At 33.8% G+C, this 16,669-nt stretch carries 15 protein-coding genes, 2 tRNA genes, 2 other RNA genes and 1 pseudogene; 14 read left to right on the forward strand and 6 right to left on the reverse strand.

All coding sequences use genetic code 11. The features are described from left to right. Positions 1-64 precede the first annotated feature (64 nt). The 5 genes from JKF54_RS03910 to JKF54_RS03930 all read left to right on the forward strand — a co-directional run bounded on the left by JKF54_RS03910 (position 65) and on the right by JKF54_RS03930 (position 5,201). On the forward strand, positions 65-931 hold the full coding sequence (locus JKF54_RS03910) for a tetratricopeptide repeat protein (protein ID WP_211907624.1): 867 nt from the start codon (positions 65-67) through the stop codon (positions 929-931). A gap of 64 nt (positions 932-995) precedes the next feature. Next, positions 996-1,068, forward strand: a tRNA-Val gene (locus JKF54_RS03915). Positions 1,069-1,119: 51 nt separating this feature from the next. After that, the gene (gene gyrA / locus JKF54_RS03920; RefSeq protein ID WP_211907625.1) at positions 1,120-3,822 is read left to right on the forward strand and encodes a DNA topoisomerase (ATP-hydrolyzing) subunit A; all 2,703 of its coding nucleotides are present in this window, start codon (positions 1,120-1,122) and stop codon (positions 3,820-3,822) included. Positions 3,823-3,916: 94 nt separating this feature from the next. Beyond that, complete coding sequence (gene petA / locus JKF54_RS03925; protein WP_211907626.1) at positions 3,917-4,516, forward strand: ubiquinol-cytochrome c reductase iron-sulfur subunit; 600 nt, start codon at positions 3,917-3,919, stop codon at positions 4,514-4,516. Positions 4,517-4,997: 481 nt separating this feature from the next. Beyond that, on the forward strand, positions 4,998-5,201 hold the full coding sequence (locus JKF54_RS03930) for a hypothetical protein (protein ID WP_211907627.1): 204 nt from the start codon (positions 4,998-5,000) through the stop codon (positions 5,199-5,201). 288 nt (positions 5,202-5,489) lie between these two features. Here JKF54_RS03930 and tldD read toward each other — a convergent pair whose 3' ends face one another. Then, on the reverse strand, positions 5,490-6,920 hold the full coding sequence (gene tldD, locus JKF54_RS03935) for a metalloprotease TldD (RefSeq protein ID WP_211907628.1): 1,431 nt from the start codon (positions 6,918-6,920) through the stop codon (positions 5,490-5,492). A gap of 62 nt (positions 6,921-6,982) precedes the next feature. On the opposite strand from tldD, the gene JKF54_RS03940 reads away from it, so the two are divergent. From JKF54_RS03940 to JKF54_RS03950, 3 genes are all read left to right on the forward strand, one after another. Next, positions 6,983-7,067, forward strand: a tRNA-Leu gene (locus JKF54_RS03940). A gap of 62 nt (positions 7,068-7,129) precedes the next feature. Next, positions 7,130-7,636 (forward strand): hypothetical protein, encoded by a 507-nt coding sequence (locus JKF54_RS03945; RefSeq protein WP_211908747.1) that lies wholly within the window; start codon positions 7,130-7,132, stop codon positions 7,634-7,636. 729 nt (positions 7,637-8,365) lie between these two features. Then, positions 8,366-9,286 carry a molecular chaperone DnaJ gene (locus tag JKF54_RS03950; RefSeq protein WP_211907629.1) on the forward strand — a complete coding sequence of 307 codons (921 nt, stop codon included), beginning with the start codon at positions 8,366-8,368 and terminating at the stop codon, positions 9,284-9,286. Here the strand turns inward: JKF54_RS03950 and JKF54_RS03955 are convergent. Continuing rightward, on the reverse strand, positions 9,274-10,572 hold the full coding sequence (locus JKF54_RS03955) for a bifunctional folylpolyglutamate synthase/dihydrofolate synthase (RefSeq protein ID WP_211907630.1): 1,299 nt from the start codon (positions 10,570-10,572) through the stop codon (positions 9,274-9,276). The two genes, JKF54_RS03950 and JKF54_RS03955, sit on opposite strands and share 13 nt — an antisense overlap. Further along, positions 10,569-11,153 carry an MlaC/ttg2D family ABC transporter substrate-binding protein gene (locus JKF54_RS03960; protein WP_211907631.1) on the reverse strand — a complete coding sequence of 195 codons (585 nt, stop codon included), beginning with the start codon at positions 11,151-11,153 and terminating at the stop codon, positions 10,569-10,571. The genes JKF54_RS03955 and JKF54_RS03960 overlap by 4 nt, the downstream gene beginning before the upstream one ends. Positions 11,154-11,268: 115 nt before the next feature. Here JKF54_RS03960 and ssrS point away from each other — a divergent pair. The 3 genes from ssrS (at position 11,269) to JKF54_RS03975 (ending at position 12,655) form a co-directional block, all read left to right on the forward strand. Next, a non-coding RNA gene (gene ssrS / locus JKF54_RS03965) (6S RNA) lies at positions 11,269-11,430 on the forward strand. Between the two features lie 17 nt (positions 11,431-11,447). Further along, positions 11,448-11,897 carry a type II toxin-antitoxin system RatA family toxin gene (locus JKF54_RS03970; protein ID WP_211907632.1) on the forward strand — a complete coding sequence of 150 codons (450 nt, stop codon included), beginning with the start codon at positions 11,448-11,450 and terminating at the stop codon, positions 11,895-11,897. A 65-nt stretch (positions 11,898-11,962) separates the two neighbouring features. Further along, positions 11,963-12,655: a thioredoxin domain-containing protein gene (locus JKF54_RS03975; RefSeq protein WP_211907633.1), complete on the forward strand. Its 693-nt coding sequence runs from the start codon at positions 11,963-11,965 to the stop codon at positions 12,653-12,655. Between the two features lie 28 nt (positions 12,656-12,683). Here JKF54_RS03975 and JKF54_RS03980 read toward each other — a convergent pair whose 3' ends face one another. Continuing rightward, entirely contained in the window at positions 12,684-12,962 is a 279-nt protein-coding gene (locus JKF54_RS03980; protein ID WP_010403908.1) for a DUF2671 domain-containing protein, read from the reverse strand. A gap of 250 nt (positions 12,963-13,212) precedes the next feature. Here JKF54_RS03980 and JKF54_RS03985 point away from each other — a divergent pair, with 250 nt between their 5' ends. Then, the gene (locus JKF54_RS03985) at positions 13,213-13,890 is read left to right on the forward strand and encodes an O-methyltransferase (protein ID WP_006013497.1); all 678 of its coding nucleotides are present in this window, start codon (positions 13,213-13,215) and stop codon (positions 13,888-13,890) included. Here the strand turns inward: JKF54_RS03985 and JKF54_RS03990 are convergent. Beyond that, positions 13,862-14,515, reverse strand: coding sequence for a glutathione S-transferase family protein (locus tag JKF54_RS03990; RefSeq protein ID WP_211907634.1), 654 nt, complete (start codon positions 14,513-14,515; stop codon positions 13,862-13,864). The two genes, JKF54_RS03985 and JKF54_RS03990, sit on opposite strands and share 29 nt — an antisense overlap. Before the next feature lie 197 nt (positions 14,516-14,712). After that, positions 14,713-14,841: pseudogene (locus JKF54_RS06780) on the reverse strand (WPE palindromic element domain-containing protein); the annotation flags it as partial. 109 nt (positions 14,842-14,950) lie between these two features. Between JKF54_RS06780 and ffs the strand changes: the two are divergent. Beyond that, positions 14,951-15,049, forward strand: an RNA gene (ffs, locus tag JKF54_RS04000) — signal recognition particle sRNA small type. A gap of 16 nt (positions 15,050-15,065) precedes the next feature. Continuing rightward, complete coding sequence (dnaX, locus tag JKF54_RS04005) at positions 15,066-16,649, forward strand: DNA polymerase III subunit gamma/tau (RefSeq protein WP_211907636.1); 1,584 nt, start codon at positions 15,066-15,068, stop codon at positions 16,647-16,649. Positions 16,650-16,669: the final 20 nt, after the last annotated feature.

The raw sequence follows: 16,669 nt of genomic DNA on the forward strand, positions 1-16,669 counted from the left end.
TGCCAATTAATAATATCTTTATTATTATATTAGATAAGTAATTTAGCATTTATGAATTTGTAATGTGTTGCGTATAGTTCAAAGAAATAAGATTTACTGGTTACGCGCTGCAGCCAATGCCACAACACTAGGATCTATGTTTGTCTGCATGTTAATTTGCGTTGTGATTTTATGGAGGTCTTCTGTTACCTATGCTAGTGAAAATTTGGAGATACAGAAGGTCTTTGATAGTGTTGTCAAGCATATAAAAGCTGATAAAAAATATAAAGATCTTGATGTTCTCGAGAGAAAAAGTGACAAATTTAATATCAAAATTTCGCAGAATTCTGGCAAGAATTTTGACATATACTCTATTTTAAAAAAAGCAAAAGATTCCTTTGAGTTAGGAGATAGTGAAACAGCTACTTCTCTCCTCAATCAGATTATCGCAAGATTTCCTTATCATGAAAGTGCTTTAATTGGACTAGGGAATATCTATTACGCTAACAAAGAATTTAAAAAAGCTGTAGAGATTTACACAAGACTGTTAAAAGAATATCCTAGCAACCCTTATGTATTAAAGAATTTTCTGACGATAATCTCACAATATGATCCTAATTTAGCATTGAGTGAAATGTTGAAATTGTATGATACACTCAGAAATAGCGCCCCTTTATCAGCAAATTTAGGTTTGATCTATATGAAAAAAGGGGATTACGTAAAAGCTAAAGAATATATGAAAGCAGCAATGTCTTTAGATCAAAACAATATTTTTTATACCTATAATTTAGCTGTTATTCTAGATAAGCTCTCAGATTTTAAAAATGCCACAGCATGTTATTCAAAGTTGTTGAACATGTCAAAAAATGCAAGTGAAAGAATACCTTTATACAAGGTAGCAGCAAGACTAAAATTTATACAACTCCATAGTGAGCACCCAGCGATTCCATAAGAGTTGCTTGTATCGCTATTTTTGTTTACAACAACAACATTGAACTATAGAATTATATCTAGAGGGGCAATTAGCTCAGCTGGTAGAGCATCTCGTTTACACCGAGGAGGTCGGCAGTTCAAGTCTGTCATTGCCCATTAGCCTAGTTGAATATTAATATTACAATTATTTCAATCAAAGTATAGAAAATGCAAGACAACATAGTATCAGTTTCAATAGTGAAAGAGCTAGAGGATTCTTATCTCTCCTACGCAATGAGTGTGATCATAAGTCGAGCTATACCTGATGTGCGAGATGGATTTAAACCTGTTCATAGGCGCATATTATACGCAATGTCGAGGGCTGGGTTCGATGCCGGTAAACCGTATAAAAAAGCAGCTCGTATAGTCGGGGATGTAATGGGAAAATATCACCCACATGGTGACATGGCTATCTATGACTCCTTGGTCAGGATGGCTCAAGATTTTTCTCTTCTTTTACCACTGATTGATGGGCAAGGTAACTTTGGTTCGATAGATGGAGATCCGCCAGCTTCAATGCGATATACAGAAGCAAGGCTCCACAGAGTGTCGCATTTTTTACTAAATGATATTGACGAAGATACAGTTGATTTTAGGCCAAACTATGATGGAAATGAAACAGAGCCTGTTGTACTGCCTGCAGAATTTCCGAATCTATTGGTAAATGGTGCAAGCGGTGTTGCAGTTGGTATGGCAACCAATATTCCTTCTCACAACCTTGGAGAAATAATAGATGCTTGTATGTTATATATAGATAATCCTGAAGTTACTTTGGATGAGTTACTTGAAGTGATGCCAGGGCCGGATTTTCCAACTGGGGGAACGATTCTTGGAAGGTCTGGAATAAGATCAGCATTTGCAACGGGTCGTGGATCAATTGTTGTGCAAGGCAAGACTCACATGGAAGACCTGCCACAAGATAGGCAAGCAATAGTGATTGATGAAATACCTTACCAGGTAAATAAAGTAAAATTAATTGAGAAGATAGGTGAGCTTGTAAAAGAAAAAAGAATTGATGGCATAACAGAAATTAGGGATGAGTCTGATAAGTCTGGTATTAGGGTAGTAATTGACCTCAGAAGAAATGCTGAAGCAAGTTTTATACTTAATCAAATATTGGGACTAACTCCACTAAGAAGTAGTTTTAGTGTTAACACTCTAGTCCTCAACAATAACAGGCCTGCTTTGATGTCATTAAAAGAAATCATAGCTGCTTTTGTTGATTTTAGAAAAGAAGTATTAATCAGGAGAACAGAATTTCGTCTAAGAAAAACGAGGGAAAAAGCTCATATATATATAGGGCTCTACATTGCGGTCTTGAGCATAGATGAAGTGATAAAAATCATCCGTGGTGCAAAAGATCCTGCGGAAGCAAGTAGAGAACTTTTAAATAAAGAATGGAAAACTTCAGCTGAGATAAACACAATTATTGGATTAATCTCAGACAGCATGAGCTTTTTGAAAGACGGAGTGTATAGATTAACTGAGCTGCAAACGAAAGCTATTCTTGACATGAAATTGCAACGTTTAACAGGCCTTGAAAAAGACAAATTAGAAGCTGAGCTAAGTTCAATGATCAACCTGATAAAAGAATATATCGCTTTTCTTGGCTCAGGAGAGAAGTTGATGAAAGAAATAAAAAACAATCTACAAGAAATAAAGAACAGATTTGCTGTGCCGCGAAAAACTTCAATAGAGGAATCAGATACGGACATTGAAGCTGAAGATCTAATTCCACAAGAGGATATGGTGATAACCGTAACTATGAATGGTTATATTAAGCGTGTGAAGCTTTCTCATTATAGAACTCAGCGTCGTGGTGGAAAAGGAAAGCTAGGACAAGGATTAAAAGAAGAGGATGTAACCACAAAATTATTTGTTGGGAATACCCATACTAGCCTTTTATTCTTTTCTAATATTGGCCGAGTTTATAGATTAAAAGTTTATAAGTTACCTTTTGCAGAGCCAACTGCACGTGGAAGAGCACTTGTTAATATATTCCCGCTTAGCGATGGTGAAACTATAACTAATATAATGCCATTACCAAGTGAAAATGACGAAAATCAAAACATAGTTTTTGCTACTGCTCATGGGAACATAAGGCGCAATTCTTTAGCGGATTTTCACTATATTCCAAGCAATGGAAAAATAGCAATCAAGCTCGATGAAGGAGATAAGTTAATATCAGTTAAAGTATGCAATGAAATTGATCATGTTTTTCTTTCAACAAGATTCGGCAAAAGTATCAGATTTGTTGTAAGTGATGTGCGTCAATTTAAAAGTCGCAATTCAGATGGCGTAAGAGGTATCAAACTTGCAAAGAATGACGGCGTGATATCCATGACCATATTAAATGGGATAGGTGTAGCAACAGAAACAAAAGAACTTTACTTAAAAGTTCCACTTGCAAAAAGACTGGGGGCTGCGATTAATAACTCCATTGATTCTAAATTGGAAAAGACTTTGAATGGTTTAGGAATAGATAACAAATTATTCTTAAAACTTGCAGTGAATGAGGAGTTTATATTAACTATTACCGAAAATGGCTTTGGTAAAAGAACTTCTGCGTATGAGTATAGGGTAACAAATAGAGGTGGTGTTGGTATTACAAATATCCTTACTACCGATAGAAACGGTAATGTTGTTGCTAGCTTTCCAGTTGAACAGGGTGATAATATCATGCTTATTACAGATAAAGGAAAGTTAATTCGTATTTCAGTAAATGATATCAGAATTGCAGGACGTAGCACTCAAGGAGTCACTCTGTTTAAAACAGAGAGTAGAGAAAAGGTGGTGTCAGTAGCGAAAATTGAGGATCCTGATTCCACTGAAGATAGTATTTCCGAAATTGAAAACTCTGTTTCTTCTTAACTGTATAGCAAAGGTTAAGCAAATAGTGCAAATTTCTATTGATTAATCTATAGTATTTAAATTAAAATATATGTCTATGTTCAAGTAGAGATTGATGGATAAGAAGTTAACTAAAAATAAAAAATCATTGACGAATGAGAAGAATAAAAAAACATCTCTTGTTAAAGATTTTGCCAAAAATAAGAGTAGAAGAGATTTTATCACATTAACTACGTGTGCCATGGCAGGTATAGGAGCTGCAAGCGGTCTTTGGCCATTGGTTAAGTCTATGAGTCCTTCTGCTGAGGTTTTAGCGATGTCTACGGTTGAGGTTAATCTATCTGATATTCAAGAAGGACAAGGAAAAAAGGTAAAATGGCAAGGTAAGCCAGTATTTATCCGCAAGCGCACAAAACAAGAGATTGAGGCTGCAAGAGCCATAAATGCAGAAAATTTGAGAGATCCTGAATCAGATGAAAAAAGAGTATACAAAGGGAAAGATGAATGGTTAATTATGATTGGAATATGCACCCATCTTGGATGTGTACCAGTTGATCACGCTACAAAAGACGGCAACGGTTGGTTCTGCCCTTGTCACGGTTCATATTATGACACATCAGGCCGAGTAATTGGCGGTCCTGCACCAAAAAACATGGCTATACCTGACTACTTTTTTCCAAGTGAAAATATTGTAGTAATTGGCAAGAAGGCTTAACGGATTTTTATAATTAAAGTAATAAAAGTGTATTCCATTTCAAGAAGCACACTGACTTCATAGGCAAAGCTCTTGAAGTCTATCAAGCTAATTTTATACTATGCACATATTCGGGTGATAATTAAGAAACTTGCCTGCCAAATCTTCAGAGTTGATAGCTAAATTTAAAACTTGTTCCTTTGCGTCAGAAAAATGCTGACTAACTTGCTTAAAGTTATTTTCTAACTCTTCGAGGATGGAGCTGAAATTAAAAAAACTTTTCTGCATTTTATCAAGATTTTGAGTTATATAGCTTAATACATAAAGATAGAGACAAGAGGGGAAGAGATATGGTAAAGCAAGAAAAAGTTGAAAGTGAGGGAATAAATGGAGTCACCATATCAATATGAATTAAGGGAAAGAGTGATTTCAGTGGAATCGGGAGTCGCAATAGTAAAAGTGAAAGAAATCTTCAAAGTAGAACTATCCCCCAAAGCTGCACATGGACATAGAATATCCTTTATCAGGGATGGACGTAAACATTGAAGATCTTCCCCTAGAGCTGGATATAGATATAAAGTCATTTATACCATTCCCTATATTTGAGAAAAATATCACATGCCAAGAACCTTGTCAAAATTATATAATCTCTCTAGAGCAGGTTATTGAGAATGTCAATCCACATAAAAGAGCCAGGTATTCCTAACACCACTAAACTCACAAATTCATTTGCTAGAGTTTATAAGTTCTTGTTTATAATAATTTTATTATATCGTAAAACCATCTATATCGGCCTATTTAAACAGTATTTTACTTTCCTTAAGGATTTTGAAAGACCACCTATTGAATTCTATGATATTATTTTTTGTGAGATTGTTATACACGTTATGGCAAGGAAGGCAGAGAAATTTGTTAAGTAGTTTTTGCATCTATATGAGCTACTTGAATAATGGTTACAATATTTGTACAATTGTACAGCATGAGCTGAGTTCGCTTAGCCCTTATCTACATATTCAGTTCCACCAACAGTTATTGCATCGACCTTGAGTGTTGGCTGACCAACTCCAACAGGTACATTTTGCCCGTCTTTTGAGCACGTACCAACACCAGGATCTAACTTTAGATCATTACCAATCATTGATACTTTTTTTAGCACTGTTGGCCCATCACCAATTAGCGTTGCTCCTTTGACTGGTTGTGTAATTTTACCATTTTTTATTAGGTAAGCTTCCGAAGATGAGAAAACAAATTTTCCTGATGTTATATCAACTTGTCCACCACCAAAATTTACTGCATATAGGCCTCTCTTTACACTGGATATTATTTCTTCTGGTGTATATTTTCCTGGCAACATATAGGTGTTTGTCATGCGTGGCATAGTAACTTCTTTGTAACTTTCTCTTCTACCATTACCAGTTGGATTTACACCCATAAGTTTAGCGTTCATATGATCTTGCATATATCCTTTTAGAATTCCATCTTCTATAAGCACATTATAGCCAGGTAAAGTACCCTCATCGTCTATGCTAATAGAACCACGCAAATTAGGTAGAGTTCCATCATCAATTACAGTAATGTTACTGGCTGCCACTTGTTTACCCATAGAATTTGAAAATGCCGAGATTCCTTTACGGTTAAAATCACCTTCAAGTCCATGACCTACAGCTTCATGCAATAATATTCCTGGCCAACCTGAACCTAAAACAACTGTCATCTCTCCAGCCGGAGCTGGAATTGCCTCAAGATTTACTAGCGCTTGCTCTAACGCTTGGTTTGCAACTTCTTTCCACTTCTTCTCAGAAACAAATTTACTATAAGAGTCTCTTCCACCGTGCCCTGCAGAACCTCTCTCAGCTCGGCCATTTTTCTCTACGATGACTAGTACATTAAAACGTACCAAAGGCCTAATATCGCTTAACCTGTGATCATCTTTTATTATTTGTACAACTTGCCATTCTCCACTTAGAGTTATTTTTACCTGCTTCACGCAGTTATTCTTCGACCTTACATACTCATTAACCTCATTGAGTAGTTTAATTTTTGAGTTCAGATCCATTTCATTTATGGGATTAATCGTTGAGTACAGGCTTTTTGTCTCCTCATTTAAGTTTATTGAATTTGTTTTGCTTAAAGATGCTGAACTTTTTACCATAGAAGCAGCGTTACTAATTTCTTTTTCGCTAATCTCAGAAGAACAAACAAAAGATGTACTATCTTCACAAAAAGACCTTAAACTAAACCCCCTTCTAGTATTTAAATCCATGTGTTTCAATACATTATCATCAAAAACTAGAGACTCTGATTGGCAAAACTCTAAAAATAACTCACCACCATCACTGTTGCTCAAAGCGTTATTGACTATTTTATACACGTTATTAATATTAACATTGTTTTGAGCAAAAAATATTTGATCTAGATTTGGCATTACCTTTGAGCTGAAAATTGTTTAAGTATATTGTTTAATTTTAACATAGTAAATCACAAAAAGCCCGGGTGGCGGAATTGGTAGACGCGCTAGCTTCAGGTGCTAGTAACTTTTCAAGTTGTGGAAGTTCAAGTCTTCTCTCGGGCACTCTATATTGATTCTTGAGTTAATTAATGATACAATATAACGTATTTACTATACTTAAGTTTATGGGTTGTGAGAAAGAGAGTCTTGTTTACAGAAAGAAAGTACGAACTTATTCAAAACGCTTAGTTACTGCACTATCTATTGCTTCTTTGATGGGGTATACAGCAGCATTAGCCCTAAATATTTCTTCCTTAAGCTTGTACTGTACTATTGTCAGCACTATGCTAAGTGCACTTTCGCTTGCTTTAAATATATGGTCATTAACTGATCATCTTAGGCAGTGTGGCCTTAATAAGCAACTCGATACCTCTTGGCAAGATAAATTAATGAAGATCTGCCTCGACGTTACATCTAATGTTTCATTTTTAATAGGAGGAATTACATCTATATTACCTCTTGAATTTCCTATTATCCCCTTTATTTCCGTTGCTTTTTTTATTCTAGGTTGTACCTTTATGGCAACAAATTTCATTCGAACTATGATTAGTCAGCCGCAAATAGATGAAACCAAAACCTCAAAGCTAGTGAACATTCAATCTGCAATAGCTCCCTGCATTATTACATGTTAATAAGTTAGCTTATTTAACTTGACAAATTACGCCATCCCCCTTACTATGAAAGTAAGAGTATTTATCCTTGTTTTTAGGCTCAACGACAAAATTCAGTAAAAAACTCAGATATTTATTGGCAAATTACATAAAATTATAGCGGCTTTTTTTATTTTTCTACATTCAGCCAAATCGCGCTTGTTAGCACATTATCAATTTACATTATTAAAACTTGCTATACGGGGGTTCTTTTGTCTTTTTTTTTGCTTGGTAAATTTCTTAATATTTATTGCTAAAGTAATTTAAAAAAGGTGTCATTCCAGCGCGTGACGCTGGAATCCAGCTTTTTCATAATCATCGGAAACATTGTATTTTAACATTACTTTTATACTCGTAAATTTAACTAGATCCCAGTGTCTAGCACTGGGATGACAGCATCATAAAGGAATCAATGTCAGATACTTGAATGACATCACTATAAAGTAGATTCCTGTGCTGAAATAGAGGCTACTTAAGTGACAAGATAGATAGAACTGGCATTAATCGGATTTGAGTTACTCAAATGACCAATGAAAACTGTAACCTAAACATTGAAGCACTATTATGCACTAAATAATAACTTTCATACACTTGTCATGGTAGTCGTGAAAGAAATAATTCATACAATAAGCATGAATGAAATAATTGACATGATTTGGAAATTTATATATTATAAAGTATTAATAGTTAGTTAATTTATTAGGTGGAGATATGGGATATAAGTTAAGAAAAAGAGAATATGATTATAATGAAAGTCTATTTAAAGAGATAGGCATTCAAGTACAAGAAGTAGAAGGTTGTAACTTCTTAGAAATATCTAACATAATAGCAAAAAATTATAGAAGGTTATCAATAAAGTGTCACCCAGATAAACCAGGAGGTAGCGATGAAAAAATACAGGCCCTTAACAGAAATAAAGCAGCACTTTTGCAATATATTAAACCACTAAGTGGAAAGAATCAGGGATTAATCATTCCTGAGGAATTGAAAAGGTATTTACAATCAATCCAGCAAGGTCAGAATGATAAGCGTGCAGAGTATTATGCTGTTTTTACTCGGGTAAATATCCTACTGCTCATCTCGTCATTAGTGTCGTATATTTACTTGGGGTTTAAGCTATATAAGGCTGCTAATTTTACTGATGCACCTGGCATTTTGTTTAGTGCGACTCTAATAACATCTGTTACAACTTTTTTCTTATCTGTTTATTTGATATCTTCTTTATTTAAAAAAGCTGTGGATTTGCAAAATCCTCAACGGGAACAAGGTGAAAATTTAGATCAAGAAGAGCTAAGAGATGAGATATCCAAAAGTAAAGCATTTAAATATCTAATTCTTACTTCCCAAATTTCAAATTATCTTCCTCCTATTTTATTAGTAGCAGGTTTGGTGTTACAGTACCAATCTAGTTGCTTAAACAGTAAAATACTCATCGGATTTGCTGCATTACTAGGTTGTAGTTTATTACTACACTTAGCAAGTGAAATCTACGAGAGAAAAGTTGTAAATCTTGTAAAAACTGAAGGAATAGGTGATGAACAAAATGTACCTATAGGAGCATCAACCAAAAAGCCAAGCAGCATTGTAAATCCTGATGGTGCTTTTAACGTCTCGGCTCATCAAGTAGGTTGATTATTCTCCATACTCAAATCTCTGGCTAAAAATAACGAGCCACAAATTAGTATGGTTTTGACATTTTGAATAGAGGCTTTCAATATGTAATTTGATATTGCATCACTAATTGATTCACATTCGATAGCATTGATTCCTATATTATGAGCTCCTTCTCTAATTAAATCTGTACTTGTTGCTTTAGGTTCAGATTTAACACAAACTGCGCATAGTAGTTTGATGTATGGCTTTAAGTGCTCTAAGAACTCTGCGAAGTTTCTGTTACGAGTAACACCAAAGATCATATAGACACCTTCAGTAAAATTGTCTCTTACCCACTTAGCTAACACTCTGGCACCATCATTGTTGTGCGCGCCATCTAGAAATAATTGCCAATCTTTTGGTAATAAAGAAATTAAATTACCTTCTTTTATAGACTCTAGCCGCGCAGGCCAATAAGTGCTCTGTAAACCTGAAGCAATGTCCTCTTCTCCAATATTAAATCCATACTTCCCACTCAAAATGCTACATGCTGCAATTGCGTTTCCTGCATTGATTATTTGATGATCTCCTTTTAAAGATGGCAAAGAAAATTCTATTGATTGAATAGTCGATTGAAAGACCATCCTGTTATTCTGTTTTTCGCAATTCCATTCAAGTCCTCCTCTATACAGAGGAGATTTCTTATTTATTGCATGATGTTCTAATGTGTTCATTATAGATTTTTCTTGTGGTGCTATTACGCAAGGAACATTAGGTTTCATTATTCCAGCCTTTTCACCTGCTATGGTTTCTACGGTAGGACCAAGATATTCTGTATGGTCAAGTGCAATGGAAGTGATGATCGTTAGGATCGGATTATCTATAACATTTGTTGCATCAAGCCTTCCACCCATACCCACCTCAACTAAAGTAATATCCGCTTTATGACGAGCAAAAGCTAAGAAAGCTGCAATTGTTGTGGCCTCAAATAGAGTGGTAGGTTGTTCCGCAACTGCTATACGGCATTCTTCCAGTGAGTTGTGTAATTCACTATCATCGACATCAGTGCCTGCAACAACTATTCTCTCATTAAAATTCACTAAATGTGGAGAGGTGTACGTATGAACTTTATACCCTGCTGCTTGCATTATATATCTTATAAACGATAGCGTTGATCCTTTGCCATTAGTGCCAGCTATGTGAATTATTGGCGGTATTTTTTTCTCGGGATTACCCAATTTATTTAGAAAGCTTTTTATGCGATCAAGAGAAAAATCCTTTGGCCTACTGCCAATCGGCTTAGGCCAATGAGGCATGTATATCATAAATTATTGTTACATTTTAATTCATCTATTACACTTGCCATGCCATTCGTATCGATCTTTTCACTAAATTGAGAACGTTGATTAACAGCAATACTTATTCCACTCATTACAACATCGTTTATTAAGAAAGAACTGTCACTTTTAGTAACTTTAAAGTCAATATTTGTAAATTCCTCATCACCATAAGAAAATCTTGTTCCTATCAGACAAGTTTCATCGTCAACTGCTTTTGTACTCATTATGATCATTTCACTATTATTTATGTATTTATACAAAATTTTAGCGCACAAACGCGCGAGATATACTTCATATTCTTTTAGAAACTCTTCTTTTTCTTTCTGAGTAGATAAATTCCAATATTTCCCTATTACAAATCGAGATATTTCTTTGAGGTTAACATTATTCTGAATGATCTTCTGAAGTTCTTCATGTATATGTTCTAGATTTTTTCTGTTTCCTTTCATAGACGTGTTGTCTATTTGCTGCTTCATGGCAAGCACAAAAGTTTTGTGACCTATACAACTCGCGTAAGCACTTGAGGATATTAAAATAAAAACGGTTAAGAGCTTAATAACATTCATAAGATATATTTATTAGCTATGATACTTAAAATGCAAAATTTAACAAAGGCAAAATAATAGTCGCTAGCTCTAACATACCTATAGACATACTCTATATAAATAATCTATAATTAATAGGGGTCTGTGCTATACGTTATGAGTTAAGTTAAATTTCCCGAGCGATAATCTCTGATCAAGGGGATTGCCTCTGTTAATTTCATTGAAATTAGTATGTGATACCCACCTTAACTTTAGGTCTCAGGAATCTACTAAGACTGACGGTAGATATGGATCCCATTTTTATTATTCAGGTTTATGTTAAACCAATATAAAGAACAAGGTGTTTTTTTCTGTTCATCTCATAGGGTGTTTCAAGTTGTAATTGACGTTGAGAAGTATCCTGATTTTGTTCCTTGGTGCAAAGCTGTTTATATAAAAGAAAAAACTGATAGCCAGATGATTGTGGATCTCCTTGCAGCTTTTCATGGCATTAAAGGAAGTTATACATCAGAAGTGACCTACCTTGCTCCAAATGGAATAAATGAAAGTTGGATAAAAGCTGTGTCCTCAAATGGAATATTTAAACATTTATACAACGAATGGAAATTCACTCCTATGAGCAAAAATAAAACTATGGTAGAGTTCTATATAGAGTTTGAGTTTAAATCCAATTTGTTTTCTACTTTATTAAACTCGGTGTATAAATATGCACAAAATAAAATAATTACTGCATTCAAAGACAGACTAGAAAGCCTTGCTGAGTAAAAGTTATCTTGACATTGTTTGTATAAATGCATAAATTTTTTAATAAGTTCAGTATTTCCATTGTAATGATTTTTAGATTATTGTTCTTACTTATTTTTATAAGTGTTAGTTCTTATGCAGCTATTGAACAAAACTTACCCAACACTCAAAAAACTGATGAAATAACACCAAAAGAACTACTGTCCCTATTGCCTGATGATAAATTATTAGGAGATCGAAAAGCACCAATTTTAATGATAGAATACGCCTCGCTCACTTGTTATCATTGTTCTCTTTTTCATAAGAAAGTTTTTCCTAAAATCAAAGAGAAGTACATAGATGCAGGTAAGATGTTATACATATTCCGTCATTTTCCTCTAGATTACAGAGGATTAAAAGCTGCAATGCTAAGTTATTGCTATGAAAAAGAAGAAGACTATTTTAATTTTAACAAAGCTGTGTTTAATGCAATAGACTCGTGGAACTACTATAATTTTAGTGATTTAACTATACTACAAAAAATTGCTGCACTAAGCAATTTGAAGCAAGATGTATTTAACCAATGCATTAATGATAGAAAGATGATGGACAAAATTATAAATGATAAATCACTTGCAATTAATAAACTTGATATCACAGCTACTCCTGTATTCATCATCAAGCTTAACGATGACAAATCATACGTAGGGAATGGTAAAATCAAACATGAAGGATATAGAGACCTGGAATACTTCACTAATGTAATAGATGAGTTATATGAAAAAGCTATAGTGAAGTAATAACACTGTAGCTTACCATATAAAAACCCTATGCTGAATCAGTATTTTTTGATACTGTTTGTTGCTTTTTACGCTCAAACTCTCTTTTTTTACTGTGCCAAGCATAATAATACATAGCAATTTTATTCTCTATTAATACTATCGTTCCATCATAAAATTGGACCATATCCATAACTTTTTTCTGAGCTTCGTTAAAGCGTTCTTTGTACTTCTCGCGATAAGCTGGATTGTGCAGTAATTTCACTCCTTCATTATTATTAGATTTCTTGCTTAACGTTTCAACTTCGTTAGCAATGTTATAAGACATATAACCCCCTCTAATTGATTATAAAAATTACATTTTAAGAGAGATGTAAATAAACGATCCCTTAATTCTAGTATAACAATTGATTGTTATACTAGTGAACCATAGTAAAATATATAATAATCTTTGTCACTTAAAATTTTACTTTATAAAATAACAACTTAAAATAAAAAATTTTATTATTCTTAACTCTATTGTTATCTTTATAAATCTTATATAGATTAAACCTCCTTAGTTTATATTATAAAACTTAATGCGTCATAACTTTAGCAGAAAATCGTTGTACATAAGAAGCTTATTTGCAAAAGAGTATAAAAAAATAGAAGAACATTGTACTCTTGATAAGAAACAACGTATTCAAATCACTCCTGAAGAAGGAAAATTATTAAATTTATTTATCAAAATCCATAAAGTTAAAAGCATAGTTGAAATTGGCACGTTATATGGTTATTCGTCAATTTGTATGGTAAAAGCTTTACCGAAAGATGGTCATATATATACAATAGAAAATAATCCTCAACACTCAAGAATAGCAAAAAAAAATTTTAGTGCTTTTAATCTAAGTGATAAAATTACTCTAATAGAAGGTGATGCACTGGAAAAAATTAATGAATTATCAGCAAAGGCACCATTTGACATGATATTCATCGATGCTGACAAAAGTAGTTATCCTAAGTATTTAGATTGGGCAGAGTCATACATTAAACAAGATGGGCTAATCGTTGCAGATAACACTCTATTATTTGATACAGTATTTTTAGAATCGCCTCCAAAAGAAGTATCAGAAAAGTCATGGCATGCTATGAGAGAGTTTAACGATAGATTGTCAGATGAAAAAAAATATTTCTCCATATTGATTCCTACTGACGAAGGAATGACTGTAGCTTTAAAACTAACGCAAGTTAAAAATCAAGGTCAGCGTAATGTCTAGGGGGAGTTAACCCAAAAACTCTCTCTAATAATATTTCGCGAAAACAAGGCCTTGATTTAACAATGGAGTACCATTCTTTTAAAATCTTACTTTTTTCCCATGGGAAACTATTTACGTAGTCTATTATAGAAATATGTGATGCTAAAGTAATATCGGCTAAAGTGAACTTATCGGTTGCAAGCCAAACGTTCTTGTTAATTAAGTGTTCGATGTATTCCATATGGCAAGGCAGGTTATGCTGAGCTGCATGAAGAAATCTAGAGTCAGGGCTGCGGTTAGTAATTACTTTTTCATTCATAATATACTTAGTAACTTCATTGTAAAATTTGCTATCGAACCAATTGATTAAAGCGCGTATTTTAGACTTAATAATAGTGGATGAACCAAGTAATTTGACGTCGCTATTGTAAGTCTCTTCTATATATTCACAAATGGCATTACTATCCGCTATTACAAAGTTATTATCTATTAATACTGGTACTTGTCCGATTGGATTGATCTCCATGAATTCATTCCGCTTTTCCCATGGATTTTCATATACAAAATCACAACTCAGCTTTTTTTCCTTGAGAAGAGCTCTAACTTTTCGTGAAAACGGACAAAGAGGAAAATGATATAAAATCATAATATTCCTCTTTTGTTATTCCAATACCTATATGTTGTCATTCCAGTACGTGACATTGGAATCCAGCTTATTTCATTATGGACATTACTTTTAACATATACTCCTAGAATCCATTGTCCATTGTATAATTTCCAAATATTTTTATACTTGGATCCCAGTACAACTGTACGAACATTGTAGTTTGAGAGCAATCCCCACCGGAAGGGTGTCATTTCAGTGATTGACACTTGAATCCAGTTCTTATTATACAACAGCCTAATGTATTCATTTAAAATTAAGTTTTCTGGATCCCAGTGTCTGGGCACTGGGATGACAGAAGAAGAGTATTTTAGGTAACAGCTGTTTACTCCAAAGTAATGTTGCAAAAGGTCTAACATATAAATTATAAGACTAATATAGAATATACCTTGCTAAAAAAAAAAAAAAGTATAACCTTTTATAAGGTATGCAGGCAAAAATTCTGTAACTTGGTCAGGTCAGAAATGAAGCAACCATATCAGAATCTTTTTGGGTTGCATACCTATTTGTACTATTTGTTTTATTCTAGGCTATGAACATAGCATTAAAATATCGTCCTAGTAGCTTTAAAGATTTAGTAGGTCAAGATATATTGGTGCGTATACTAGAAAATGCTTTTACTCTCAACAAAATTCCACAATCTATACTGCTTTCTGGTAGCAGTGGAATTGGTAAAACCACCACTGCAAGAATAATAGCTTTATGTTTGAACTGCTCATTGGGGCCAATTTTTGAACCTTGTGGATCATGTACAAGTTGTCTGGCAATAAAAAATTCAAGCCATCCAGATGTAGTTGAAATCGATGCGGCAAGTCACACTAGTGTTGAGGATGTTAGAGCCATCTTGGGAGATATTTGCTATTTACCAATAAGTTCTAAGTTTAAAGTTTACATTATAGATGAAGTACACATGTTATCCAGTAATGCATTTAATGCATTACTTAAAACTCTAGAAGAACCACCATCTAGCGTAAAGTTTATTCTAGCAACTACAGAAATAAAAAAGATACCAATAACTGTTATTGCACGTTGTCAAAGGTTTGACTTACATAACATTCCTTCAGCTAAGATAATGGAGCGTTTAAATGATATTGCACAAAAAGAAAATTATTTTATTGAAAAAGAAGCATCGGAATTAATTGCGCACCACTGTAGCAATTCAATGCGTAACGCTTTATTTTTGATGAATCAAGCAGTGCTATATAGCAAAGATGGTACAATATCCACTCAAAGTGTTACAGACATACTTGGTCTAGTAGATAGAAACGTTATATTTGATCTACTGGAAGCAGTATTAGACAGTGATTTACAGAAGGCTTTGTTAGTATTCGACAATGTGGTAAAAACAGCAAATCCGCTCAATATTTTTGAAGATCTACTGCAAACAATCCAGTTAATATGCCGTTTTTTAATTACAAAAGAGATTGATACAGAATATGAGAAGAGCAGAGTAAAAGATTTGAGTGCAAAAAAGTCTTTAATATTTTTTTCGAGATTGTGGAAGGTGCTGCTTAAGGGTATTCAAGATATAAAGGTTTCAACATGCAATGAAATTGCCGCTGAAATGATATTAATTAGCCTTTGTTATCTTTCTGATTTGCCTTCTCCGGAACAGGTGATCAAAAAAATTCTTTCACAGAATGTAGAGCAAGGAAATAGACAGGGCAGACCTGTTGCACCTTCCCCCCCTGTCATCCAAGTAGCTGACTACTCGGATCCAAAAAAATATGTGGAAAAACCCCACTCTGTCATCCCAGTGCGTGACACTGGGATCCATGTGAAAAATAAACAACAAAATTACGATTTTGATAAGATTTTGCAACTATTAAGGCGGAGTAACCAAATTTATCTTTACAAACAACTGTGTAGTAATCTACAATTAATAGATTGTAAATTTGGGTATTTAAAATTAAAAGCTGTATCTAACTTGAACAGTAATTTTTGTAATGACTTGAAAAGTTACTTAAATCAAGCTACTAATCAGGAGTGGGTTATTATAGTTGATACAAGTTATATGAATAGGGAAGTGAGTAATTTAAATTATGCACCTGCAGTTAAGGATATATTAAATACGTTTAAAGGTGCAAAGGTAGTTAATATAGAAAATAAGGAGTAGGTTGTGGATTTCAGTCAAAT

Origin of the sequence: Wolbachia endosymbiont of Spodoptera picta (genome assembly GCF_018141665.1) — a bacterium.
Taxonomy (GTDB): domain Bacteria; phylum Pseudomonadota; class Alphaproteobacteria; order Rickettsiales; family Anaplasmataceae; genus Wolbachia.